Source organism: Streptomyces sp. SL06, from assembly GCF_058244745.1.
In genome coordinates, this window is the sequence record NZ_JBSYOT010000002.1 from 4,148,800 (window position 1) to 4,171,706 (window position 22,907).

The 22,907-nt window shown below is 74.2% G+C and carries 18 protein-coding genes and 3 pseudogenes; 10 read left to right on the forward strand and 11 right to left on the reverse strand.

The genetic code is table 11. The features are described 5' to 3' along the window. Window positions 1-250: 250 nt before the first annotated feature. Window positions 251-631, forward strand: a complete 381-nt coding sequence (locus AC4IHM_RS19015) for an STAS domain-containing protein (RefSeq protein WP_490870868.1) — start codon at window positions 251-253, stop codon at window positions 629-631. A 487-nt stretch (window positions 632-1,118) separates the two neighbouring features. Further along, window positions 1,119-1,595 (forward strand): ATP-binding protein, encoded by a 477-nt coding sequence (locus AC4IHM_RS19020; protein WP_490870869.1) that lies wholly within the window; start codon window positions 1,119-1,121, stop codon window positions 1,593-1,595. Between the two features lie 364 nt (window positions 1,596-1,959). Here AC4IHM_RS19020 and AC4IHM_RS19025 read toward each other — a convergent pair whose 3' ends face one another. After that, entirely contained in the window at window positions 1,960-3,003 is a 1,044-nt protein-coding gene (locus tag AC4IHM_RS19025) for a GlxA family transcriptional regulator (RefSeq protein ID WP_490868212.1), read from the reverse strand. Between the two features lie 71 nt (window positions 3,004-3,074). Here AC4IHM_RS19025 and AC4IHM_RS19030 point away from each other — a divergent pair. Beyond that, a pseudogene (locus AC4IHM_RS19030) lies at window positions 3,075-4,383 on the forward strand (MFS transporter). 13 nt (window positions 4,384-4,396) lie between these two features. On the opposite strand, the gene AC4IHM_RS19035 reads toward AC4IHM_RS19030, so the two are convergent. Continuing rightward, the gene (locus tag AC4IHM_RS19035) at window positions 4,397-5,599 is read right to left on the reverse strand and encodes a flavin-containing monooxygenase (RefSeq protein ID WP_490868213.1); all 1,203 of its coding nucleotides are present in this window, start codon (window positions 5,597-5,599) and stop codon (window positions 4,397-4,399) included. A gap of 98 nt (window positions 5,600-5,697) precedes the next feature. Between AC4IHM_RS19035 and AC4IHM_RS19040 the strand changes: the two genes are divergently transcribed. Further along, entirely contained in the window at window positions 5,698-6,309 is a 612-nt protein-coding gene (locus tag AC4IHM_RS19040; protein WP_490868214.1) for a GNAT family N-acetyltransferase, read from the forward strand. Between the two features lie 18 nt (window positions 6,310-6,327). On the opposite strand, the gene AC4IHM_RS19045 is transcribed toward AC4IHM_RS19040, so the two are convergent. The 3 genes from AC4IHM_RS19045 to AC4IHM_RS19055 form a co-directional block, all read right to left on the reverse strand. Then, window positions 6,328-6,996 (reverse strand): pyridoxine/pyridoxamine 5'-phosphate oxidase, encoded by a 669-nt coding sequence (locus AC4IHM_RS19045; protein ID WP_490868215.1) that lies wholly within the window; start codon window positions 6,994-6,996, stop codon window positions 6,328-6,330. Between the two features lie 33 nt (window positions 6,997-7,029). Continuing rightward, entirely contained in the window at window positions 7,030-7,455 is a 426-nt protein-coding gene (locus tag AC4IHM_RS19050) for a pyridoxamine 5'-phosphate oxidase family protein (protein WP_490868216.1), read from the reverse strand. A 272-nt stretch (window positions 7,456-7,727) separates the two neighbouring features. Further along, entirely contained in the window at window positions 7,728-8,363 is a 636-nt protein-coding gene (locus AC4IHM_RS19055) for a TetR family transcriptional regulator (protein WP_490870870.1), read from the reverse strand. A gap of 134 nt (window positions 8,364-8,497) precedes the next feature. Between AC4IHM_RS19055 and kbpA the strand changes: the two genes are divergently transcribed. Together kbpA and afsK are read left to right on the forward strand one after the other, a co-directional pair. Further along, the gene (gene kbpA / locus AC4IHM_RS19060; protein WP_490868217.1) at window positions 8,498-9,274 is read left to right on the forward strand and encodes an AfsK-binding protein KbpA; all 777 of its coding nucleotides are present in this window, start codon (window positions 8,498-8,500) and stop codon (window positions 9,272-9,274) included. A 192-nt stretch (window positions 9,275-9,466) separates the two neighbouring features. After that, window positions 9,467-11,848 (forward strand): protein serine/threonine kinase AfsK, encoded by a 2,382-nt coding sequence (afsK, locus tag AC4IHM_RS19065; RefSeq protein ID WP_490868218.1) that lies wholly within the window; start codon window positions 9,467-9,469, stop codon window positions 11,846-11,848. Window positions 11,849-11,932: 84 nt separating this feature from the next. On the opposite strand, the gene afsS is transcribed toward afsK, so the two are convergent. From afsS to AC4IHM_RS19080, 3 genes are all read right to left on the reverse strand, one after another. Further along, a complete protein-coding gene (gene afsS, locus AC4IHM_RS19070) occupies window positions 11,933-12,118 on the reverse strand; it encodes a regulatory protein AfsS (protein ID WP_490868219.1) in 186 nt (61 codons plus the stop codon). A 217-nt stretch (window positions 12,119-12,335) separates the two neighbouring features. Beyond that, window positions 12,336-15,308: an SARP-family global regulator AfsR gene (gene afsR / locus AC4IHM_RS19075; protein ID WP_490868220.1), complete on the reverse strand. Its 2,973-nt coding sequence runs from the start codon at window positions 15,306-15,308 to the stop codon at window positions 12,336-12,338. Window positions 15,309-15,410: 102 nt separating this feature from the next. Next, entirely contained in the window at window positions 15,411-15,881 is a 471-nt protein-coding gene (locus AC4IHM_RS19080; RefSeq protein WP_490868221.1) for a nitroreductase family deazaflavin-dependent oxidoreductase, read from the reverse strand. Between the two features lie 97 nt (window positions 15,882-15,978). Here AC4IHM_RS19080 and AC4IHM_RS19085 point away from each other — a divergent pair, with 97 nt between their 5' ends. Continuing rightward, window positions 15,979-16,809 carry an endonuclease/exonuclease/phosphatase family protein gene (locus AC4IHM_RS19085; protein ID WP_490868222.1) on the forward strand — a complete coding sequence of 277 codons (831 nt, stop codon included), beginning with the start codon at window positions 15,979-15,981 and terminating at the stop codon, window positions 16,807-16,809. Here AC4IHM_RS19085 and AC4IHM_RS19090 read toward each other — a convergent pair. Beyond that, the gene (locus AC4IHM_RS19090) at window positions 16,781-16,906 is read right to left on the reverse strand and encodes a hypothetical protein (RefSeq protein WP_490868223.1); all 126 of its coding nucleotides are present in this window, start codon (window positions 16,904-16,906) and stop codon (window positions 16,781-16,783) included. The two genes, AC4IHM_RS19085 and AC4IHM_RS19090, sit on opposite strands and share 29 nt — an antisense overlap. Before the next feature lie 26 nt (window positions 16,907-16,932). Continuing rightward, window positions 16,933-17,571 (reverse strand): annotated as a pseudogene (locus tag AC4IHM_RS19095) (CehA/McbA family metallohydrolase); the annotation flags it as partial. A gap of 187 nt (window positions 17,572-17,758) precedes the next feature. Between AC4IHM_RS19095 and AC4IHM_RS19100 the strand changes: the two are divergent. Both AC4IHM_RS19100 and AC4IHM_RS19105 read left to right on the forward strand, forming a co-directional pair. Beyond that, window positions 17,759-20,354 (forward strand): annotated as a pseudogene (locus tag AC4IHM_RS19100) (bifunctional FO biosynthesis protein CofGH). A 131-nt stretch (window positions 20,355-20,485) separates the two neighbouring features. Then, window positions 20,486-21,049, forward strand: a complete 564-nt coding sequence (locus AC4IHM_RS19105; RefSeq protein WP_490868224.1) for a hypothetical protein — start codon at window positions 20,486-20,488, stop codon at window positions 21,047-21,049. On the opposite strand, the gene AC4IHM_RS19110 is transcribed toward AC4IHM_RS19105, so the two are convergent. After that, window positions 21,033-21,557 carry a DUF2165 domain-containing protein gene (locus tag AC4IHM_RS19110; protein WP_490868225.1) on the reverse strand — a complete coding sequence of 175 codons (525 nt, stop codon included), beginning with the start codon at window positions 21,555-21,557 and terminating at the stop codon, window positions 21,033-21,035. The two genes, AC4IHM_RS19105 and AC4IHM_RS19110, sit on opposite strands and share 17 nt — an antisense overlap. Before the next feature lie 183 nt (window positions 21,558-21,740). Between AC4IHM_RS19110 and AC4IHM_RS19115 the strand changes: the two genes are divergently transcribed. Further along, complete coding sequence (locus AC4IHM_RS19115; RefSeq protein ID WP_490868226.1) at window positions 21,741-22,856, forward strand: ADP-ribosylglycohydrolase family protein; 1,116 nt, start codon at window positions 21,741-21,743, stop codon at window positions 22,854-22,856. Window positions 22,857-22,907 lie beyond the last annotated feature (51 nt).

Sequence of the window (22,907 nt, forward strand, 5' to 3'; positions counted from 1 at the left end):
CGGCGCCGCACGCCCCTTTGTGCCAACGCGCGCCCCCGAGGGGGCGCAGGTGATAAACGCCTCGCCCACCCCCTATGGTGCGATCAGATCCGACCGAACAGGATCGAAACCGTCTGAAACAAGCCTCTTCTGATCGAACCCCGTTTTCGACCGGGCGTTTGCGGGAACGGCCGCTGGGCAGGCGCGCGCCCAGGAAGCGTAAGTATGTCTTCCGTTTCGGGTGAATCCAGACGTACGGCGAATGAAGGGCATGGTGGTGGCGTTCAATGTGACCGGCGGCGAGCGGGGCCGGTGGGCCGTGCTCCAGGTGTCGGGCGAACTGGACCTGGTGACGTCGCCGGTGCTGCGGCAGCGCGTGCACGACGAAGTGGCCGAGGGGCGGCACAGCCTCGTCCTGGATCTCTCCGAGGTCCTGTTCTGCGACTCCAGCGGCGTCGGCGTGCTCATCGCCTCCCGGCGGCTCATCCGCTCCTGCCAGGGCCGGCTGCGCCTGATACTGCCGGCCCAGGGAGCCGCCGACGGCTCCCACGTCAACCGCGTCCTCGGCGCGCTGGGAGTGCGCCGGCTCTTCGACTGCCACCCCGACCTCGCCTCGGCGACCGGGGACGAGCCGCGGTCCCTGTCCGCGTAGCTCCGGACCTCCCGCGCGGATGTCGCGGATCGTGGCGCAGGAGCGTCACAGAGCGTTGATACCGGGTTGTGTCCGCCATGTGACCCGTCACGGACCGGAGTCGGTGCCACGCTCCGGTACCTTGTGGTGGATGCGAGTGCCTCCGAGCGCCGACCGTGCCGCCGTCGCCCCCGGGGCGGCCCCGGAACCGACGGCGCGCGCCTTGCCCCGCAGGGCGGAGGGGCCGTTGGCCGCCGTCCGTTCGACTTCCCGGATCGGGCGTCGCACAGTATGCCGCACGGGTACTCCTTCGCGCTGGAATATGCCTGAAGCGCTTGTTGCGGTGACGGAACGTCAACCATGCTGTCTCGCAAGGGATTCACGTTCCGTGATCCCTTCCCCGGCCGTTGTTCTGGTCATGTTGGCTATGGCTACGATCGTGGCCCTCATGAGGCGCGAGCCTTTGTGTCCGCCGGTTCGGATGGTGTGAGCGGTGCAGGTGCTTCAAGTGCAGCTGGAGGTACGACCCGACCCCTCGGAAGTGGGGCGTGCCCGGCGGTGGGCGCGCTCGCGGCTCGCCGGTTCGGGGATACGGTCCGACGAGCCCATTGCCGAGACGCTGGTCCTCATCGTCTCCGAACTGGTCACCAACGCCGTGGTGCACACCGGCTGTTCGGCCGTGCTGCGGCTGGTGCTGCCGGGCGCGGTGAGCGAGGGGACCGGGGAGGCCACCGTCCGCCTCGAAGTGGACGACGCCAGTGACCGGGCCCCGGTGCCCCGCTGTGTGGACGGCCAGGCGACGGGCGGCCGGGGCCTCGCCCTCGTCGACGGTCTCGCCGACCGCTGGGGCTGGAGCCGGGAGGGCACCGGCAAGCGCATCTGGTGCGAACTGGACCGCTGCGCCGAGCGCGAGGACGCCGTGCCGGTCCGCGGCGGCGACGGTGGCGCGGTGGCGTACGGGGGGTTCACGTACGAAGTCGTGTAGCGGGCCCGGCGACGTGTGCCGCGCGGGGTGCACGAGGCTCTGTACTCACCCGGGGCGATGCGGCAGTGCGCCGGGTGTGCTTCCGTGCGCGTCCTTCGCGAACCCGGACATAAGGGATGAACAACCCCGGGCCGGTTGACGGATCGTGACCGCTTCCTCACGCTTGTAGGCAACGATTCGCCGCGAGGGGACGACGAGGGTTCGGTGACGGAGCCCTTGGCGAGTGTGGGTCGTATGTCGGCGGCGGTTCCCTCGGGGGCGACGGGAGCCGGGCGGGAGCGCCGGAGTCGGGCGGCGGCGCGCGATGCCGTGCTCGGGGCGGACAGCGCCGCGCCGCCGACCGGCAAGTCCCGGGGGCGGCCTCCTACTGTCCACAGGCTGTGGAAAACTCCGCCCGGAACGTCCGCCGGTACCCGGTCGGCGTGACCCCGAGCGCCGCCTGGAGATGCTGCCGCATCGACTGGGCCGTGCCGAAACCCGCGTCGCGGGCCACCTGGTCGACGGACAGGGCGGTGGACTCCAGCAGATGCCGGGCCCGTTCGACCCGCTGCCGGGTGAGCCACTGGCCCGGACTGACGCCGACCTCCTCGCGGAAGCGGCGGGTGAAGGTGCGTACCGACATCGCCTCCTGGGCGGCCATGTCCCGCAGCTGGATCGGGTCCTGGAGGCGGCCGAGCGCCCAGGCGCGGGCGCTGGTCGTGGAGGACTGCTGCGGATCGGGCACCGGCCGCTCGATGTACTGCGCCTGCCCGCCGTCCCGATGGGGCGGTACGACGGTGCGGCGGGCCACGTCGTTGGCGACGGCCGTGCCGTGGTCCCGGCGCACGATGTGGACGCACAGGTCGATCCCGGCCGCGACCCCGGCCGAGGTGAGCACGTCGCCGTCGTCGACGAACAGCACGTCGGCGTCCACCCGCACCTTCGGGAACAGCCGCTGGAAGTGCTCGGCGGAGGCCCAGTGCGTGGTCGCCGGGCGGCCGTCCAGATGCCCGGCGGCGGCCAGCACGAACCCGCCCGTGCAGATCGCGACCAGCCGGGCGCCGGGCCGGACGAGGGTCAGCGCGGCGGCCAACTCCTCGGTCAGCAGGCCCTCTTCGTAGACCGGGCCCAGCTCGTAGGAGGCCGGGACGACGACCGTGTCGGCGGTGGCCAGCGCCTCCGGGCCGTGCCCGACCACGATCGCGAAGTCGGCGTCGGTGTCGACCGGCCCCGGCGCCCGGACCGAGCAGGTGACCACCTCGTACAGGGGACGCCTGCGCTCGTCCCTGGCGAGACCGAAGATGCGCTGGGGGATGCCCAGCTCGAAGGGCAGGATGCCGTCGAGGGCGAGCACGACGACGCGGTGCGGGCGGTCGGCGCGGTGCGGCTGGTCCGTGTCGGCGGCCGGGAGCGGGCGATCGGGTGTCATGGCCCGATCCTAGCTAACCCTGTCTTTCGGGCCACTCGATCGGGCGGCTCCCGCGGCGGATGCTCGACGGCGTGACCGAGACAACCGAAGCCGCAGCACCCCTGCACCAGCCGGAACCCGCCCGACCGCGCCGCCGGACGCACCGCGCCTGGTGGGTCGCCGCCGTCACCTTCGTGACGATCATCGGGGCCGCCGCCTTCCGCTCGCTGCCCGGCATCCTCATCGACCCGCTCCACCAGGAGTTCGGCTGGTCGCGCGGCACGATCGGCGCCGCCGTCTCCGTCAACCTCGCGCTCTACGGGCTGACCGCGCCCTTCGCCGCCGCGCTGATGGACCGCTTCGGCATCCGGCGGGTGGTCGCCGTCGCCCTGGCCGTGATCGCGCTCGGCTCCGGACTGACCGTGTGGATGGACTCCGCCTGGCAGCTCATCCTGTGCTGGGGCCTGCTGGTCGGCCTCGGTTCCGGCTCGATGGCCCTGGCCTTCGCCGCCACCGTCACCAACCGCTGGTTCACCGAGCGGCGCGGCCTGGTCACCGGGGTCCTCACCGCCGCCTCCGCCTCCGGGCAGCTGATCTTCCTGCCGCTGCTGTCCTGGATCGTCGAGACGTACGACTGGCGGCCGGCGGCCGTCACCGTCGCCCTGGCCGCGCTCGCCGTCATCCCCTTCGTCTGGCTCCTGCTGCACGACCACCCGGCCGAACGTCGGCCAGAAGCCGTACGGCGCCGAGGAGTTCGTGCCCAAGCCCGCCCCCGTGCCCGGCGCCGCCCGGCGCACCCTCGCGGTCCTGTTCTCCGCCGTGCGCACCGGACCGTTCTGGCTGCTGGCGGGCACCTTCGCGATCTGCGGCGCCTCCACCAACGGCCTGATCCAGACCCACTTCGTGCCCGCCGCCCACGACCACGGCATGCCGCTGACGGCCGCCGCCTCGCTGCTGGCCGTCATCGGCGTGTTCGACGTGGTCGGCACCGTCGCCTCCGGCTGGTTCACCGACCGCTTCGAACCGCGCCGCCTGCTCGCCGTGTACTACGCCCTGCGCGGCGTCTCGCTCCTCTTCCTGCCCATGCTGCTCGCGCCCGAGGTCCGTCCGCCGATGATCTTCTTCATCGTCTTCTACGGCCTCGACTGGGTCGCCACCGTCCCGCCCACCCTCGCCCTGTGCCGCGAGCACTACGGCGAGGACAGCGCGATCGTCTTCGGCTGGGTCCTCGCCTCCCACCAGGTCGGCGCCGCCCTCGTCGCCTTCCTCGGCGGCGCCGCCCGCGACGCCTTCGGCTCCTACAACGTCGTCTGGTACGCCTCCGGCGCACTGTGCGCGGCGGCGGCCCTGCTGGCCCTGGTGATCCGCCGCCGCCCGACGCCGCCGCTCGGGGCCGCCTGAGTGCCGGGCCCCCTCAGCGCGGCAGCCGTGCGACCCGGTCGCCCCCGCGTTTCGTGATCGCCCCGGCGATGCGTACCGCGTCGAGCGCCAGTTCGCGGAGCATGCCGCTGATGGGGTTGGTGAAGCCGGTGAAGTAGAGGCCGGGGGCGTCGGCCGGGGTGCGGGCGCCGTGGGTGAGCGGCCTGCCCGAGGCGTCCAGCACGCCGAGGTGGCCGACCAGACCCTCCAGGCCCCGCCGGTAGCCGGTGGCCGCGATCACCGCGTCCGGGGCGGCGCGGGTGCCGTCGGCGAGGAGCACCTTGCCGTCCTCGAAGCCCTCCATGGCGGCCACGATCTCCACCCGCCCCTCGCGCACCGCGTCGATCAGACCAACGTCCTGCACCGGGATGGCGCCCTGCCTCGCCCGGCTGTAGAGCCCGGCGCCGGGACGCGGCAGCCCGTGGGCCGACAGGTCGGGCACGCTGATTCTGGCCAGCGGCCGGGCCATCCGGTCGACCAGGCCGACCGGCAGCCGCCGGATGAGGACGCCGTTGTACTGGGCGGCCCACCCGGCGGTCGAGCGGCGCACGATGTGGGGCGGGGTGCGCACCGACAGCCGCACCCGCGCGGCCCCGCCCTCCACCAGGTCCACGGCGATCTCCGCGCCGGTGTTGCCGACACCGACGACCAGGACGTCACGGCCCGCATAGGGGCCCGCGTCGCGGTACTCGGCGGCGTGCCGGAACTCCCCGGTGTACGTGTCCCGGCCGGGCCAGTCCGGCACGCGCGGGGTGTGGTTGTGGCCGGTGGCGACCACGACCGCGGCGCCGGTCAGCTCACGGCCCCCGGAGGCGTGCAGCAGCCAGCCGGCGCCGTCGGGCGCGCGCTCGACGCGGAAGACCTCGACACCGGTGACGATCTCCAGCTGGTGGTGCTCGGCGTACTTCTCCAGATACCGCACCACGTCGTCCCTGGCCACCCACCGCCCGAAGCGGCGCGGCATCGGCAGGCCGGGCAGCGCCGAGAGACGGCGGGTGGTGTGCAGGCGGAGCCGGTCGTAGTGGCGCCGCCAGGAGGCGCCGACGTGGTCGGCCCGTTCCAGCACGACGGCCCGCAGGCCCCGCGCGCGCAGCGCGTGGGCGACGGCGAGGCCGCCGGGCCCGGCGCCTATGACGTACACGGGGTGGTCCGTTGCGGGTGCGGACGGCGGTTCAGCGGACGCGGTGGAGTCGACCATGCGGCGAGCGTAATCTCACTCACGCTTGATGGGTCTCGGTCAAGGCCGAAATCGGTTGCGGATCGGTCACGACTGCCGACGTCGGGTTGAATGGCCGGATGGCCCATACACCTGTGCGCACCCTCGACCCCGCCCTCACCGAGCCCCGCGGCGACGGCCTGCGCCTTCGCGCCTGGGACGCCGGTTCCGACGCCGACGTGGCGACCTGGCTGCGGGGCTGTCTGGACCCCGAGTTCCAGCGCTGGAACACGCCGCTCAGGCGGTGGACCGACCTCGTCGGGGCCCGCGAGTCGCTGCGCGCACGGGCCCGGGACGCGGCGGCCGGCAAGTCGGTGTCCCTCCGGATCACGGACGACGAGAGCGGTACGACGCTCGGGCACATCGGCGTCAACGAGATCAGCCGGGAGATGAAGGTCGCGCGGGTCGGCTACTGGGTGCTCCCCGACGCCCGGGGCCGCGGCGTCGCCACCCGCGCCCTGCGGCTCGCCTCGCGCTGGGCCTTCGCGGAACTCGGGCTGCACCGACTGGAACTGGGCCACGCGGTGACGCACCAGGTCTCCTGCCGGGTCGCCGAGCGCTCCGGCTACCTGGCCGAGGGCACCCTGCGCGAGGCGATGTTCGAGGCCGGCCGGCACGACGCGTTCCGCGACGTACACCTGCACGCGCGACTGGCGACGGACGCGGAACCGGCGGCGCCGGACGGGCGGTGAGCGCGGGGCGAGCGCCGCTCACGGCCACAGCAGGCCCGTCCGCCAGGCGTCGTCCCCGGCGCGCCGGTAGGCAAGGCGTACGTGGCGGCGGTCGGGGTCGCCCTGGAAGAACTCCACCTCCTGCGGGCGCAGTCGGTACAGCGTCCAGGACGGGACGGGCGCGTCCGGCTCCCGGCGGGCCCGGGTCCAGGCGGCCTCGGAGGCGCGGGTCAGCTCGTCCGACGACGCCAGCTCCGCGCTCTGCCGGCCGGTGAGGGCGGCGGCCAGGGCGCCGGTGGAGTGCGCGCGCAGGTCGGCCCGGGACTCCTCGGCCGGGGCGGCGGCGACCGGGCCGCGCAGGCGCACCTGGCGGCCCAGCACCGGCCAGTAGAAGACGAGCGCGGCGTAGGGGCGGGCGGCGAGTTGGCCGCCCTTGCGGCTGTCGGCGTGCGTGGCGAAGGCCCAGCCGTCCGTGTCCGCGCCGTGCAGCATCACGACACGCGCGTCCGGCAGGCCCCGCGCGTCCGTCGTCGCCAGTGACATCGTGTGCGGCTCGCTCTGCCCGGCGGCCACCGCGTCGGCGAACCAGCGGGTGAACAGCTCCAGCGGGTCGGCGGGCGCCGTGGCCGGGTCGAGGGGCGGCAGTTCGGTGACCGCGGGGTCCCACACCCGCAGCGACCTCAGCAGTTCGTGGAGATCGGTTCCCATGCCCCGATTGTCACGGGCGACGGGGCCCGGCGCTCACAGCGAGCCGAGGTCGGAGGAGACCCAGTGCTCGGGGCGCATGCGGACGACGACCTGATCGCCGTGGTTCGCCGAGGCGAAGGCGATGTATCCCTCGACCTTCTCGGCGGGGAGGTAGCGGGCGGAGATCTCCCGCAGATGCGCCTCGGTGGCGGCGGTCGTCCCGACGACCGGCCCCTCCACGGACACGTACCGGATGGTGGGCTCCAGCCGGTCGACCAGCAGGGTGAACCGGCCGGCCTCGGTGATCAGCCGGTTCTTGCGGCTGTCGAGCCCGGTCATGATCCATACGTCGCCGCCGGCTTCGTACTGGTACCAGATCGGCACGGACAGCGGGGCGCGGCCGGCTCCCGCGTCGACCGCGAGCGCGGCGACGTGGGGCTCGGCCAGGAATTTCTCACGCTCTTCACGGTTCAGGGCCATCGCGGTCTCCTCCAGCGGGTGCGGGCACAGGTGCGGAACACAACATCGGCCGGGCGGGCGGGTGTTCCCGGCGGCGGGCCGCCGCGGGGCTGAACTTCGAGGCGCTGGTCGTCGTGTCGGTGCGGCCGGGGGCCGGGGGCCGGGACACGGGCGCCGAGTTCGAGCGGGCGGCCGGCGGGTGGCTGAGGGGCTGGAGGGGGGTGGCTGTGGACACGGCGGCGCGAGCGGCGATGACAGGCTGTCGCGGGGGAGTGCCGCTGCTGCTCGGGGAGTTACCTGGTGGGCTTCTTGCCGGTGATGCCCAGATATGTCAACAGGGCCAGATGGGGCTTGAGTTCGGCCTGCTTGACGCCCCACGAGGAGAACCCCTTCTGGTGCGAGGCGGCGGCCGCGAGCATGACGACCAGGGAACCGGCGATCGCCGCGGGGTTCACGTCCTTGTCGACCCTGCCCTTGGCCTGCAGTTCGGCGACGGCGTCCGTGAGCGGGGAGTTCACCGAGTTCAGGACCTTCATCCGGATCTTGGAGAACCGTTTGTCGCCCTCGGCCGCGCCCAGGTCGACGACGCGCAGGATCGCGTCGTTGCGCCGCCAGAACTCCAGGAATCCGTCGACGAGTTCCTGCGCCGTCTGCCAGCCGGCCTTGCCGACCCACGAACGGCCCGCCGTCAGCTCGGCCAGCCCGGAACTCTCGGCGGCCATGTGCTCGGCGAGTTCCAGGACGGCACCCTCGACGTCCGGAAAGTACTGGTAGAAGGTCGCGGGCGAGGTGCCCGCCCGGCGGGCGACATCGATGACTTTGACATCGCGATAGGGAGAGGAGCTGAGCATTTCGCTGAGGCAGTCGAGCAGTTTCTGCCGGGTCGCCTGCCCACGTCGACCGGCCACGCGGCCGTCAACGGTACGCACTTGTCCTGTCATGCCGTCAGCTTACCGACGGGTGATCTGAGCGCGATTCGGCCGACTGCAAATGGGGTGCGGGGGCGGAGCGGGGCCGGTGTGCCTGGTCTGCGCGGTGCGGGCGGCGCGGTTACGTTGGCGGCATGGCCGAAAACGGGGCATCCGAGAAGAGGGCGTCCGCCCGCCCGGAGGGCGTCCCCTGCTGGGTGGACGCGCAGCTTCCCGACCTGGAGGCGGGCAAGCGCTTCTACGGCGGGCTGTTCGGCTGGACCTTCGAGCCGGCCGGCGAGGGGACGGCGGCGGAGACCGTACGGGCGTGCCTGGACGGTGAGCCCGTCGCCGCGCTGGTCCGCAAGAGGGACGGACGGATGCCGACGGTGTGGTCCGTGTACTTCCACACCCCGGACGCCGGCGCGCTGGCCGAGCGGATCCGGGCGGGCGGCGGCCAGGTCGTCACCCCGCCGCACCCGGTCGGCGCCCTCGGCACGGCCGCCCTCGTCGCCGATCCCCAGGGCGCCGTCCTCGCCCTGTGGCAGCCGGGCGCCGCAGCGGACCCGGACGAACCCGCCGGCTTCACCGGCTTCGGACGCCGGCCCGCGCCGGGCACCTTCGCCTGGGCCGAGCTGTACACCCGGGACACCGAGGCCGCCAACGCCTTCTACGGCGACCTCTTCCACGACGCCCTCTTCGGCCCGGACGCCGCGCCCGACTTCGGCCGCGCCGCGGTCCGCGACGTCTTCCCCGCCGAGATGCCGCCGCACTTCCTCGTCCACTTCCTGGTCGAGGACCGCGAGGCCGCGCTCGGGGCGGTGGCCCGGCTCGGCGGACGGGTGCGGGTACCGCCGTTCGAGACGTCGTACGGGCGGGTGGCCGTGGTCTCGGACGGCCAGGGAGCGTCGTTCGCGCTGCTCCAACGCTGAACAGAGCGGCGTGCACAGGACTGAAGCGCCCGGGATGAGGGGAGACACCCTGATTGTCCCCAGGTTCGCCACCGGCGCCTCGGACAGGAAGAATCGGGGTGCGTGGCGCCACGGACGGGCGGTGGTGAGACGCTGCACTTCGGTCGCGTACATATGTGGGTGGCGCGGCTCGTACGGGGAGGTGGCAGGCAAGTGGTGGATCAGCTGACGCAGCACGATCCGCGGCGGATCGGGCCGTTCGAGGTGCTGGGCCGGCTCGGGGCCGGCGGCATGGGGCTGGTCTATCTCGCGCGCTCGGCGTCCGGGCGGCGCGTGGCGATCAAGACGGTGCGCACGGAACTGGCCGAGGACCAGTTGTTCCGCGTGCGGTTCACGCGCGAGGTGGAGGCGGCCCGCGCGGTCTCGGGCTTCTACACGGCCGCGGTGGTCGACGCCGACCCGCGCGCCGCGGTGCCGTGGCTGGCCACGGCCTATGTGCCCGCGCCCTCCCTCGAGGAGATAGTGAACGAGTGCGGGCCGCTGCCGGCCCAGGCGGTGCGCTGGCTGGCCGCGGGCGTCGCGGAGGCGCTCCAGTCGATCCACGGCGCCGGCCTGGTCCACCGCGACCTGAAACCCTCCAACGTCCTCGTCGTCGAGGACGGCCCCCGGGTGATCGACTTCGGCATCGCCTCCGGTGTCTCGAACACCCGCCTGACGATGACCAACGTCGCCGTCGGCACCCCCGCCTACATGTCGCCGGAGCAGGCGAAGGACTCCCGCAGCGTCACCGGCGCGAGCGACGTGTTCTCGCTCGGCTCCATGCTGGTCTTCGCCGCCACCGGGCACCCGCCCTTCCACGGGGCCAACCCGGTCGAGACGGTCTTCATGCTGCTGCGCGAGGGCCCCGACCTCGAAGGCCTCCCTGACGAGCTGCGCCCGCTCATCGAGTCCTGCATGCAGATGGAGGCCACCGGCCGCCCCAACCCCGCCGACCTCCAGTCCCAGCTCGCCCCGCACCTCTTCGGCTCGGGCTCCGACGACAGCGGTACGGCGTCGGCGTGGCTGCCCGAGAGCGCGGTGGGCCTGATCGAGGGACGCCGCAACGGCCGCCCGCCGGCCAGACCCGCCACGACGGCCGGCGGCCGCGGGGCGGGCCCGGCCGGGGCCCGCCACGCGCCCCCGCTGCCGCCCCCGCCCGCACACGACCCCGTCGTACCGGCGCCGCCCGCGCACGGACCGGCCGTGCCCGCGCCCGTCGGGCCCGACGCCGGCCCGGTCCGGCTGGCCGGCGCGGCGGTGCCCATCGGCCCCGGCCCGCGCGTCGCCGACATGCGCTCGGCCGCCGTCGCCGCGCCCCCGCCGGAGTCCGCCCTCGCCGCGTCCTGGTCCCGGCCGCGCACCGGCGTCAACGGCGCCGACCCCGCCCTACCGGCCGCCGCGCCCGCGCCCCCGGAGGCCTCGCCGGCCGGCTGGCGCCCCTGGCGCTTTCGCATGTCCAACGATGTCTGGGGCACGCCCCGGGTCGCCGGCGACCTCGTCTACGTCACCTCCTTCGAGGTGCACGCCCTGGACGTGGGCACCGGACGCCGCCGCTTCAAGACCCGGGACGTGGCCTGGTCGATGGCGGTCGCGGACGGCCGTATCCACGCCTCCGACGGACCCACCCTCTTCGCCCTGGACGCCCGCGAGGGCGCCGACCTCTGGCGGCTGCAGACGGACGCCTGGGTGTACTCGCTCCAGGCCGACCGGGGCACGGTCGTCACCGCCACCCGCGGCGGCGGCGTACAGGCCTGGGAGGCCTCGGGCGGCCAGAAGCTGTGGGAGATCACCGGCGCCCAGACCGACTTCGAGTCCGCGGAGGCGGGCGCCGCGGTCCACGACGGCACCGTGTACGTCTGGCAGGACGCCCGGCTGCGCGCCCTGGACGCCCGTACCGGCGACGAGAGATGGTCGTACCCGATCGGCGACGCCGCCTCCTGCGGCGGGGTCCCGGTCCGCGTCACCCAGGCACCCGACGGCTACGTGTACGTCGCCGCCGGCACCCGGGTCCTCGCCCTTGAGGTCGCCTCCGGGCACGTCCGCTGGCACTTCGAGGCCCCAGCAGTCTTCCTCGCCGCGCCCACCTTCGTGCCCGGCCCCGCGGTGACCGGCGGCGGCGTCTACCTGGCCGACTACCTCGGCACGGTCTACGCCCTCGACGCCACCGACGGCCGCGACCGCTGGCGCATCGCGACCGAGGCCCGCTCCTCCACCGACCCCGTCCTGGTGGCCGCCGGCCACGTCCACGTGGGCAGCGGCAAGGGCCTGTACACCCTGGACGCGGTCACCGGCACGCCCAAGTGGCGCTTCCAGGCGGGCGGCGACATCGTGGGCGCGCCCGCGGTCGCCGAGGGCCGCATCCACTTCGGCTCCACGGACCACCTCCTGTACACCCTCAAGGCCGACGACGGCCGGCTGCGCTGGAAGCTGGCGACCGGCGGCGAGATCACCGGCGCCCCGGTCGTGCGCGACGGCATCGTGTACGCGTGCAGCAAGGACCGCTGCGTGTACGCGCTGGACGCGGAGAAGGGCACGGGGACGTCCCGCACGACGTGAGAGCGGGCCGGGCGCGCGGACACACGTCGGCCGCGGCGGCTCCCCTCCGCGCCGCCGCGGCCGATCCCCGTGTGGGAAAAGGGTCTACTCGCCGTCCCGGTCCGGGGCCGGCGGGGTGGGCATCTGGTTGTCCCTCGTGGTGACGGCCCCGTCCTTGGCCGGCGGGGCGGGCATCTGGTTGTCCTGCGCGGTGACGGCCCCGTCCCCGGCCGGCGGCGCCGGCATCTGGTTGTCCTGCGGCTTGACGGGCGTCGCCTTCTGCTCGCTCATCGGTTCGTGCTCCTCTGCAACTACGAGGTCGGATGCGGAACGCCCGCCCGGAAACTCCCCCGAGGGCCGCCGGACGGGCGTTCGGAGCCGGACACTGACTCGGCCGGCTCCCCAGGTGACCGTCTGCCCCCCGACGCGACGGCCTGGCGATGGGAAGCATTGCGGAGGGAGATAAACGAACGCTGAACGCCGCCGCCCCCGCGCGGCGCCGGCCCGCTCAGGCCGCGCCCGCGGGCGTCAGCAGGGCGCGTACGTCGTCGGCCTCGGGCGCGCAGGTCTCCTCGTAGAGCTTGAGCGCCTCGCGCCAGCAGGCCCGCGCCCGGTCCGCCTGCCCCAGTGTGGCGAGCGAGCGTCCGAGCAGGGTGAGGACGGTGCCGCGCATGCGGTCGCCGCCGATGCACCCGATGGCGAGGGCCTGTTCGGCGTGCTGGGCCGCTCGGGCCGGGCGCCCGGCCGCCGCATGCGCCCCGGCGATCCGGAAGTGGGTGGTCCCCTCCCACAGCCGCTGGCGATGGTCCACGAAGACGGTCAGCGCGTCGTTGAACTGGCCGAGGGCCTCGGTGTGCCGTCCGGCCTCGGTGAGCGCCACGCCGAGGGCGTAGTGGCCGTTGGCCAGGCGCATCGTCCGGCCCAGCTCCGCGAGCAGGGTGAGCCCGTCGCGCGCGATGTCGACCGCCTTGCCGATGTTGCCCATGGCCAGGTGGGCACGCGACAGGTTGAAGGACGTCGTCGCCTCGCCCGCCCGGTTGCCCGCCTCGCTGAAGCCCCGGATGGCCTGGTCGAAGAAGACCTTGCCGTCCGCGTACCGGTGCTGGTGCAGCGAGATGAGCCCGCGGTCGTTGGCGGCCCAACTGCCCGCGGCGACATCCCGCGCGGCGGCGGCCCGGTCCATGGCGAGCCTCGCCTCCTGCTCCGCCCGGTGGATGCGGCCGGACACGAGAAGGACGTTGGTGAGGGTCGCCCGCGCCCGGCCCTCCGTACGGGTGTCCCCCGCGGCCCGGGCCGCCTCGCACACCGCGCTCGCGGTGGCCTCGTACTGACGCGCGTTGGCGCCCGACTCGGCCAGGTCCTTGGCGGCCCACAGGAGATCCACTCCGCGCCGCAGCCGGTCCGTGCCCACGGACTGCCGCACCGAGGCCAGCAGGGACTCTCCCTCGGTGTAGAGCCAGTCCAGGGCCGCGGTCCCCTCGGTGAACCGCAGACCCTCGTGCCGGGTCGGTTCGAGGTGGTCCACCAGCCGGTCCCCGGGGCGCTCCATCGCGTAGATGCCCGCCGCCGTGGCCAGATGGAAGTCCAGCAGCCGCGACAGCGCGGCCCCCCGCTCGCTCGGCGGATGCTCGTCCCGTTCCGCGCAGGCACGCGCGTAGAGGCGGACGAGGTCGTGGAAGCGGTAGCGGCCGGGCGCCGCCGATTCGAGCAGCGAGGTGTCCACCAGGGACTCCAGCAGGTCCTCCGTGTCCCGCGCCGGCAGGTCCAGCACCGCCGCCGCGGCGGCCAGCGAGATGTCCGGGCCGTCGGCCAGTCCCAGCAGCCGGAACGCCCGTGCCTGCGCCCTCTCCAACTGCCCGTAGCCCAGCTCGAAGGTGGCCTCGACCGCCAGGTCGCCGGCCTGCAGCTCGTCCAGGCGGCGGCGCTCGTCGGCCAGCTTGGCGGCGAGGACCGAGACCGTCCAGGTGCGGCGGGCCGCGAGCCGGGACGCCGCGATGCGGATCGCCAGCGGCAGGAAGCCGCACGCCGCCACCACGTCCAGTGCGGCCTGCCGCTCCGAGGCCACCCGCTCCTCGCCCACGATCCTCGTGAACAGGACCAGCGCCTCCTCGGGCGACATCACGTCCAGGTCGACCAGATGCGCCCCGGCGAGGTCCACCATCCTGACCCGTGCCGTCACCAGCGCGGCGCAGCCCTCCGTGCCGGGCAGCAGCGGGCGCACCTGCGCGGCGTCGCGGGCGTTGTCGAGGAGGACCAGGACGCGGCGGCCGTCCAGCACGGAGCGGTACAGGGCGGCCCGCTCCTCCAGGGAGTCCGGGACGGCCGACTCCGCCGTGCCCAGCGCGCGCAGGAAGGCGCCCAGTACCGTCTCCGGCTCCGCCGCCCGCGCCCCCGCGCCCTGGAGGTCGACGTAGAGCTGCCCGTCCGGGAAGGCGGCCCGCGCCCGGTGGGCGACGTGCACCGCGAGGGTGGTCTTGCCGACGCCGCCGATGCCCGCGAGGGCGGAGACCGCCATCACGCGGCCCGCGTCCTCCTGCCCGGCGGCCGAGGCCAGGATGCCGCTCAGCTCGCGCACGAGGGAGGCGCGTCCCGTGAAGTCCGGGACCGTCGCCGGAAGCTGGGCCGGGCGGACCGGGGCGGGCGCCGCCCCCGTGGCCGGCTCCGTCGGCTCGGCGAGGCCCGGGTCGGCCCGCAGGATGCGCTGCTGGAGTTCCTGGAGGCCGGGGCGCGGGTCGACGCCCAGCTCGTCGGCCAGCAGGCGCCGGGTGTCCGCGTAGACCGCGAGGGCCTCCGCCTGGCGCCCGCTGCGGTACAGCGCCAGCATCAGCAGCTCGCGCAACCGCTCCCGCAGCGGGTGCGCCGCCGTGAGCGCGGTGAGTTCCGAGACGGCCTCCGCGTGGCAGCCCTGCTCCAGGTCCATGTCCAGGCAGGTCTCCAGGAGTTGGAGCCGCCACTCCTCCAGCCGGACCCGCTGCGCCTCGGCGTACGGCCCCGGGACCCCGGCCAGTGCCTCGCCGTCCCACCGCGCCAGCGCCCGCCGCAGCAGGTCACGGGCGTGGCACAGGTCCCCGGCGTTGCGCGCCCGCTCGGCCTGGGCGGCCAGCTCCCTGGCCGTCGCGAGGTCCGACGCCCCGTCGGCGAGGCCGCGCAGGGCGTACCCGCCCGACTCGCTCACCAGGACCCCGGGGTCCAGGATCTTCCGCAGCCGTGACGCGTACGTCCGCAGCGCCGCCAGCGCCTGCGACGGCGGTTTCTCGCCCCACAGGGCGTCGATCAGTTCGGCCGCCGTGGCCGTACGGCCCTCGCGCAGCAGCAGGGCGGCCAGCAGCGCGCGCTGCTGTGGGGAGCCGGTGGCCAGTGGCTCGTCCCCGCGCCAGGCACGCACCGGCCCCAGTACGCCGAAGCGCAGCGCGGCCGACCTCTCCGGTTCTGCCGGGGATCCGGGATGCCGCTGCTCCGGAACCCGCGGTACACCGTCCATGCCGTCCCCCTAGACATCCTGAGCAACCACGCCAGTTTGCCTTGCTCATGCCGACCACGTCAGCCGTGGGAGACGCCGATCACAGGTTCCTCACCTGCTCCCTTACCCCTCCAGGTCCACCCGTACCGTCAGCAGCCCCGTCCCCGCGCCCATCGTCCGTACCGCCAGGCTGTTGAACCGGGGCAGGCTGCGCAGGCGCGCGGCCGGGTCGTCGTCGGGCAGGAGATGGGCCGTTCCCGGGTGCCAGCGGCCCCGCAGGCGCACCCGTACGCGCGGGTCGGTCCGGATGTTGCGGACGTACTGCGAGCGTTCGCCGAATTCGGACACCAGCCAGAAGGAGTCCCCCTCCCGGCGCCCGCCCACCGGAGTGCGGCGGGGGAGTCCGGAGACGCGGCCGGTGGTCTCCAGGAGCGTCTGGCCGGGCAGGCGGCGCATGACCGCGTTGAGACGGCGCTGGAAGGCGGTGACGGTCCGGTACTTCCTCTCGTACGGCTTCTCGGGCGCCTTCTCGGGCGGCGTCCCGGGCGTCTCCTCGGGCGGTGTCCGCTTCTCGGGGTGGGGCGACTGCGACATTGTTCGTTCACTCTCCCGTCGTGTGTGTCTCCCATGTTCCCCGGAAAACCTCTGGAGGGCGGGGTGCAAGTGCGGTCGGGAGACGGGTGGTGCGGGCGTGCGGGTCGTGACCTGGAATCTGTGGTGGCGGTTCGGCCCGTGGCCCGGCCGGCGTGGAGCCATCCTCGACGTGCTGCGGGAGCTGCGGCCCGATGCCGTCGGCCTCCAGGAGGTGTGGGCCGTCGACGACGGGGAGAACCTGGCCGAGTGGCTGGCCGGTGAACTCGGCCTGCACTGGGCCTGGGCGCCCTCTCCCGCGCCCGAGCGCTGGCAGCGGCGGATCGGCGACGACAGCGTCGGCATCGGCGTCGCGGTGCTCAGCCGCTGGCCGGTCGTGGAGCGGGCGGTGCTGCGGCTGCCGGTGCCGGGCGAACTGGACGACGGGCGGCTGGCCTTCCACGCCCTGCTGGACGCGCCCGGCCACCGGGTGCCCTTCTTCACCACCCATCTGACCTCGGGCGCCCGCGCCTGCGCGGTACGCCGCGGGCAGTCGGCCGCCCTGGCGCACTTCGTCGCCGTGCAGCGGCACGCCACCGGCTTCCCGCCCGTCGTCACCGGCGACTTCAACGCCCGCCCCGACTCGCCGGAGGTCCGCCTGCTGCGCGCGGCGCCGCTCCACGACGCCTGGGACCACGCGGAACCGGGACTGCCGTCCGGCACCTGGGACACCGCCAACCCGTACGTGGCGCACGCGGACGGCGAGCACAGCGCGCGGATCGACTACATCCACGTGGGCCCGCCGGGACCCGGCGGACTCGGCCGGGTCCTGGCGGTGCGGCGGGCCGGTGACGGCCCCGTCCACGGGGTCTGGCCCTCCGACCACGCGGCGGTCGTCGCCGACCTGGACGACGGCCGGCCGGCTACCGCCCCAGGAAGACCGGGTTGGTGAACGCCGCCGGCGCCCCCGGCAGCGGACCCGCCGCCGCCTCGTGCCGCAACTCCGCCCGTACGTACGCCGCGTACGAGGCGGTCGTCCGCCACTCCACGACGCCCGCGCCGGACCCCGGCAGCGGCCCGCCGCGCGGGCGAGCGCCGCGATCTCGGCGAGGGTGCAGCGGCCGTCGGCGTACTCGGAGTGCGGAGGGCAGTCCCCCCGGTACCAGGAACGCCCCCGCCCCCGGGCCCGGGAGGGCGGATACACCGGCCGTACCGTCTCGCCCTGCTCGCCGTGGGTCAGCGTGATCGTGATCTCGTACGACGGCCCCTGCGGGGCCACCGTGTACGGGCCGAGCGCGAGATGCCAGGTGCCCGCCCGCGCCGGGCCGGGGAGACAGCCGGGGCTCGCGTCGTCCGCCCGAAGGAAGAACTCCGTGCGCGCCCCGCCCGACCAGCCCCGGAAACCCCGGCCGCCCAGGCCGGTGCCGCGCTCGTCGAAGAGGCCGATGTCGAGGGCGTTGCCCTGAGCGCCGGCCGGGACGGCGGGACGGTCGTAGGCGTAGGCGACGTGGATCTCCCGGACGCCGGCCGGGACTTCGACGGGGACGTACACGAAGTCGGGCGAGCCGGCCGGCAGGGTGCCGCGCACCGCCTCGGTCCGCCGCTCCCGGGGCGCCGCCGGGGCGAAGCCCACGCCGCCCAGGGTGAGCGCGGCGGCGGCTCCCGTCACGAACACCGCGCGCCTGCCGATCCCGGTGTGGTCGTCCTCGCACATGCTGCCGCTCCCAAGGTGGCGTGAGTGATCTGACACGGGTGGCGCCGGATGGTGCGTGCAACCCTCGTACCGAGTCGTGAACTCCCGTGCAAGGAAAGGGGTTCGGGGGATTGAGAGCGGGCCGACCGCGCGCTCGCGTCCGCGGACGGGCGCCGCGCCCCGATCATGGCGCTCGTATGCTCGAAGGATGACGACTTCCGCGACCTCCGGAACCGGCCCGACGGGCCCCACCGAGAACTCCCTGCGTCGCGCCCTCAAACGCGCGCGGGACGGCGTCGCCCTCGACGTGTCCGAGGCCGCGGTGCTGCTCCAGGCGCGCGGCGAGCACCTCGACGCGCTCACCGCGTCCGCCGCCCGGGTCCGGGACGCGGGCCTTCGGGCGGCCGGGCGCCCCGGTGTCATCACGTACTCGAAGAGCGTCTTCATCCCGCTGACCCGGCTGTGCCGGGACAAGTGCCACTACTGCACCTTCGTCACCGTCCCCGGCAAGCTGCGCCGGGCGGGCCACGGGATGTTCATGTCGCCCGACGAGGTCCTCGACATCGCCCGGCGCGGCGCCGCCCTCGGCTGCAAGGAGGCGCTGATCACCCTCGGCGACAAGCCCGAGGACCGCTGGCCCGAGGCGCGCGAGTGGCTCGACGCGCACGGCTACGACGACACGATCGCCTACGTGCGTGCCATCTCGATCCGCGTCCTGGAGGAGACGGGCCTGCTCCCGCACCTCAACCCGGGCGTGCTGAGCTGGACCGACTTCCAGCGCCTCAAGCCGGTCGCGCCGTCGATGGGCATGATGCTGGAGACCACCGCGACCCGCCTGTGGTCCGAGCCCGGCGGCCCGCACCACGGCTCCCCGGACAAGGAACCGGCCGTACGGCTGCGCGTCCTGGAGGACGCCGGCCGCTCCTCGGTCCCCTTCACCTCCGGCATCCTCATCGGCATCGGCGAGAACCACGAGGAGCGCGCGGAGTCCCTCTTCGCCCTGCGCAAGGTCTCCCGCGCCTACCACGGCGTCCAGGAACTGATCATCCAGAACTTCCGCGCCAAGCCGGACACGGCGATGCGCGGCATGCCCGACGCGGAACTGGACGAACTGGTCGCCACGGTGGCCGTCGCGCGGCACATCATGGGCCCCGCCGCCTGCATCCAGGCCCCGCCGAACCTGGTGGACGCGGAGTACGAGCGGCTGATCGGCGCCGGCGTCGACGACTGGGGCGGGGTCTCGCCGCTCACCATCGACCACGTCAACCCCGAGCGGCCCTGGCCGCAGATCGACGAACTCGCCGAGAAGTCCCGGGCGGCCGGCTTCGAGCTGCGGGAACGTCTGTGCGTGTACCCGGAGTTCGTCCGGCGCGGCGAACCCTGGCTCGACCCGCGCCTGCGCCCGCACGTGGCGGCCCTCGCCGACCCGGCCACGGGCCTGGCCCGCGAGGACGCCGTGGTCGAGGGGCACCCGTGGCAGGAGCCGGACGAGGCGTTCACCGCCACCGGCCGCACCGACCTGCACACGGCCATCGACACCGAGGGCCGTACCTCGGACCGGCGCGAGGACTTCGACGAGGTGTACGGCGACTGGGGCGCCCTGCGCGAGGCAGCCGCCCCCGGCATGGCACCGGAGCGCATCGACACCGACGTACGCCAGGCCCTCGCCACGGCAGCCGACGACCCCACGAAGCTGACGGACGGCGAGGCGCTGGCGCTGCTGCACGCCGAGGGACCGGCGCTGGACGCGCTGTGCCAGGTGGCCGACGACGTTCCGCAAGTCGGTGAACGGCGACGACGTGACGTACATCGTCACCCGGAACATCAACTTCACCAACGTCTGCTACACCGGCTGCCGCTTCTGCGCCTTCGCCCAGCGCCGCACGGACGCCGACGCCTACACCCTCTCCCTGGACCAGGTCGCCGACCGCGCCCAACAGGCCTGGGACGTGGGCGCGGTCGAGGTCTGCATGCAGGGCGGCATCCACCCGGACCTGCCGGGCACGGCGTACTTCGACATCGCGAGGGCGGTCAAGGAACGCGTCCCCGGCATGCACGTGCACGCCTTCTCCCCGATGGAGGTCGTCAACGGCGCGACCCGCACCGGGATGTCGATCCGCGAGTGGCTGGGCGCGGCGAAGGAGGCGGGCCTGGACTCCGTCCCCGGCACGGCGGCGGAGATCCTCGACGACGAGGTCCGCTGGATCCTGACCAAGGGCAAGCTGCCGACGGCGACCTGGATCGAGGTGATCGAGACCGCCCACGAACTGGGCATCCGCTCCTCGTCCACGATGATGTACGGCCACGTCGACCAGCCCCGCCACTGGCTGGGCCATCTGCGCACCCTGGCCGGCATCCAGCAGCGCACGGGCGGCTTCACGGAGTTCGTGACGCTGCCCTTCATCCACACCAACGCGCCGGTCTACCTGGCCGGCATCGCGCGCCCCGGACCCTCCATGCGGGACAACCGCGCGGTCACGGCGATGGCCCGCCTGCTGCTGCACCCGCACATCCCCAACATCCAGACGAGCTGGGTGAAGCTGGGCACGGAGGGCGCGGCGGAGATGCTCCGCTCCGGCGCGAACGACCTCGGCGGCACCCTCATGGAGGAGACGATCTCCCGCATGGCGGGCTCGTCCTACGGGTCGTACAAGTCGGTCAAGGACCTGATCGCGGTCGCGGAGGCGGCGGGCCGCCCGGCGAAGCCCCGCACCACGCTGTACGGGCCGGTGCCGGACGAGCGCAGGCGGGCGGCGCGGGAGTCGGACGGGCACCTGCCGGAGCTGCTGCCGGTGCTGGACTGACTCGCGGGCCGGACCGGGCGGGGCCGGACCGGGACAGGGAGCAGGACCGGGACAGGGGCACGGGCCGCTCGCAGTACGATGATCGGGCCCCCGGTGCATCGGGGTTCCTGTAGCTGAGGAGATGCGTGCCCGTGCCAGCCCTGCTTCCCTCATGGGCCTGGGTCTCCGGACTGACCGTGGGGGCGATCGCGGCGGTGACCGTCCTGGCCGTGCAGGCGGACCGGGGCCCCCACCCCACCGCGGTGGCCGCCGACCCGAGCCCCTCCGTGTCGGCGGACGCGCACCCGACGCCCAAGGAGACCGGTCCTGCCCCGGTGCCGGCGGATTCCGGCACCGGGCGGCGCATCGTGTACTCGCTGGGGCAGAAGCGGGTCTGGCTGGTCGACGCCAGCGACGCCGCGCGGCGGACGTTCACGGTGTGGCCGGGCACGGTCAGTCCCGCCCCGGGCAGCTACACGGTCGGCACCCGCACCGAGGGGGCCACGACCGGGTCCGACGGCGTGCGGATCGAGCGGATCGTCTACTTCGCCCTGGAGGACGGCGTCTCGGTGGCCTTCTCCAACGCCGTCGACGGCTCCTCGCCCCCGCCGCCCGCCTCCGGTGTGAAGACGGGCGGCATACGGCTGCACAAGGCCGACGGCACGGCGGTCTGGGCGTTCGCGACGGCCGGCACCAAGGTCACGGTCGTCGGCTGACCCCGCCCTCTGCGACGGGCAGGTGCGCGACGATCAGCACGACCGCGCTGAGCAGGAAGACCCGGGTGGCCGCGTCCAGCCCGTTCCAGTCGCCGGACTGCCACATCGCGAACCACTCTCCGCCGATCGCGATGAACCCGGCGCCGAAGAGCAGCATGAGCATGAGCGTGCCGTAGGTGGTCATGCGCCGGGCGGCTTCGTGGTCCCGCCGTATCCAGAGCCAGGTCGCGTAGATCAGCACGAGTGCGGAGACCGTCTCCCAGACGATGATCGCGACGTACGCGGCGTCCTGAAGGCCCTTGCTCGTGATCGCCCGCCACATCAGGTCGTCGTCCTTGAACGTCGTGTCCATCGCGAGGACATGACGCACGAAGTCCTGGTTGGTGCCGAAATCGGTGATGTTCCCGAAGGCGACGAGCGCGATGTAGAGGGCGAGGGTGGCGGTCAGCACGGTGGCCGCGAGGGGGAAGGTGCGAGGGATGCGAGGGGTGCGAGGGGTGTTGGACATGACAGGGATGTTCCCAGGACCGGAGCCCCGGGGTGGCCCGGTTCGCGGATCGTGATCACGCCGTTCCGCCCGGCCGTGAACCTTTCCACACCGCTCCGGCCCGATTCGGCCCTGAACCGACCACCTGCGTTCGAATAAAGTGCTGGACGTCGTATGTACGGACGGTGCCGAGGGGAGGTCCAGGTGGGCGCGACAGCCGGTGCCGTCTGGGGGCGGGCCGAGCAGCAGGACTTCCGCAGCCGGGTGCGCGGGACGCTGCTCGGCGTGGCCGTCGGGGACGCGCTCGGCGCCCCCGTCGACGGGCTGGACCTGGACGGCATCCGGGAGGCGCACGGCGCGGAGGGCCTGACCGACCTGGCCGCCGCCCACGGCCGGCGCGGTGCCGTCACCCACCTCACCCAGCTCACGCTGTTCTCCGTGGACGGGCTGATCCGCGCGCAGGTACGGCGGGACACCGGCGCCTGGCACCCACCGACCGACCTGCACCGGGCGTACCGGCGCTGGGCCGCAACCCAGCGCGACTGGGGGCCCGACCTGCGGCGCAAGGACGACGGCTGGCTGGCCCGCGAGGAGTGGCTGTACGCCCGCCGCGACGCCCCGCGCGGGCTGCTGGTCGGGCTCGGCGACGAGACGATGGGTACGCCGGAGGTGCCCAAGAACCCCGGTGAGCGCGGTCCCGAGGCCGCCGCCCGCTCGGCGCCGTTCGGGCTCCTGGTCGGCTGGGAGCCGCAACTGGTCGCCCAGCTCGCCGTGGAGTGCGCGGCGCAGACCCACGGCCACCCCGGCGGATACCTGGCGGCGAGCGCGTACGCGGTGATCGTGCACGGGCTGGCGCGCGGCGAGAATCTGGACGCCGCCGTGCGGCGGGCACTGGCGCTGCTGGCGGCCCGCCAGGGGCACGAGCCCGTGACCGACGCCCTGGGCCACGCGCTGGACGCGGTGCGCCAAGGGCTGCCGGGCCCGGCGCGGGTGAGCGAGCTGATCGGCGAGGGGACGGCGGGGTCACTGGTCGCCGCCGCCGTGTACTGCGCGCTCGTCGGCGAGGACGTACGGCACGGGCTGCGGCTCGCCGTCAACCACGGCGGCCCCTCCGCCGCGACCGGGGCCCTGACGGGCGGCCTGCTCGGCGCCCTGCACGGCGAGACGGCCCTGCCGCCGGCCTGGCTGACCGAGCTGGAGGGCCGCCCGACGATGCTGGAACTGGCCGACGACTTCGCCATGGAGATGACCCAGGGCCCCGCGCTCCACGGCCCGGCGGGCTCCTCCCCGGCCTGGCTGACCCGCTACCCGAGGGCATAGGGGGCGCGGCGCGGGAGGCGACGGGGTCCGGGGGCGCGGCTAGTGTGACCG

Bases quoted from the DNA above. Each gene is read 5' to 3' on its own strand.
- AC4IHM_RS19015 (WP_490870868.1), top strand. From the start codon at position 251: ATGGTGGTGGCGTTCAATGTGACCGGCGGCGAGCGGGGCCGGTGGGCC.
- AC4IHM_RS19025 (WP_490868212.1), bottom strand. From the start codon at position 3,003: ATGACACCCGATCGCCCGCTCCCGGCCGCCGACACGGACCAGCCGCAC.
- AC4IHM_RS19035 (WP_490868213.1), bottom strand. From the start codon at position 5,599: ATGGTCGACTCCACCGCGTCCGCTGAACCGCCGTCCGCACCCGCAACG.
- AC4IHM_RS19040 (WP_490868214.1), top strand. From the start codon at position 5,698: ATGGCCCATACACCTGTGCGCACCCTCGACCCCGCCCTCACCGAGCCC.
- AC4IHM_RS19045 (WP_490868215.1), bottom strand. From the start codon at position 6,996: ATGGGAACCGATCTCCACGAACTGCTGAGGTCGCTGCGGGTGTGGGAC.
- AC4IHM_RS19050 (WP_490868216.1), bottom strand. From the start codon at position 7,455: ATGGCCCTGAACCGTGAAGAGCGTGAGAAATTCCTGGCCGAGCCCCAC.
- kbpA (WP_490868217.1), top strand. From the start codon at position 8,498: ATGGCCGAAAACGGGGCATCCGAGAAGAGGGCGTCCGCCCGCCCGGAG.
- afsS (WP_490868219.1), bottom strand. From the start codon at position 12,118: ATGAGCGAGCAGAAGGCGACGCCCGTCAAGCCGCAGGACAACCAGATG.
- afsR (WP_490868220.1), bottom strand. From the start codon at position 15,308: ATGGACGGTGTACCGCGGGTTCCGGAGCAGCGGCATCCCGGATCCCCG.
- AC4IHM_RS19080 (WP_490868221.1), bottom strand. From the start codon at position 15,881: ATGTCGCAGTCGCCCCACCCCGAGAAGCGGACACCGCCCGAGGAGACG.
- AC4IHM_RS19110 (WP_490868225.1), bottom strand. From the start codon at position 21,557: ATGTCCAACACCCCTCGCACCCCTCGCATCCCTCGCACCTTCCCCCTC.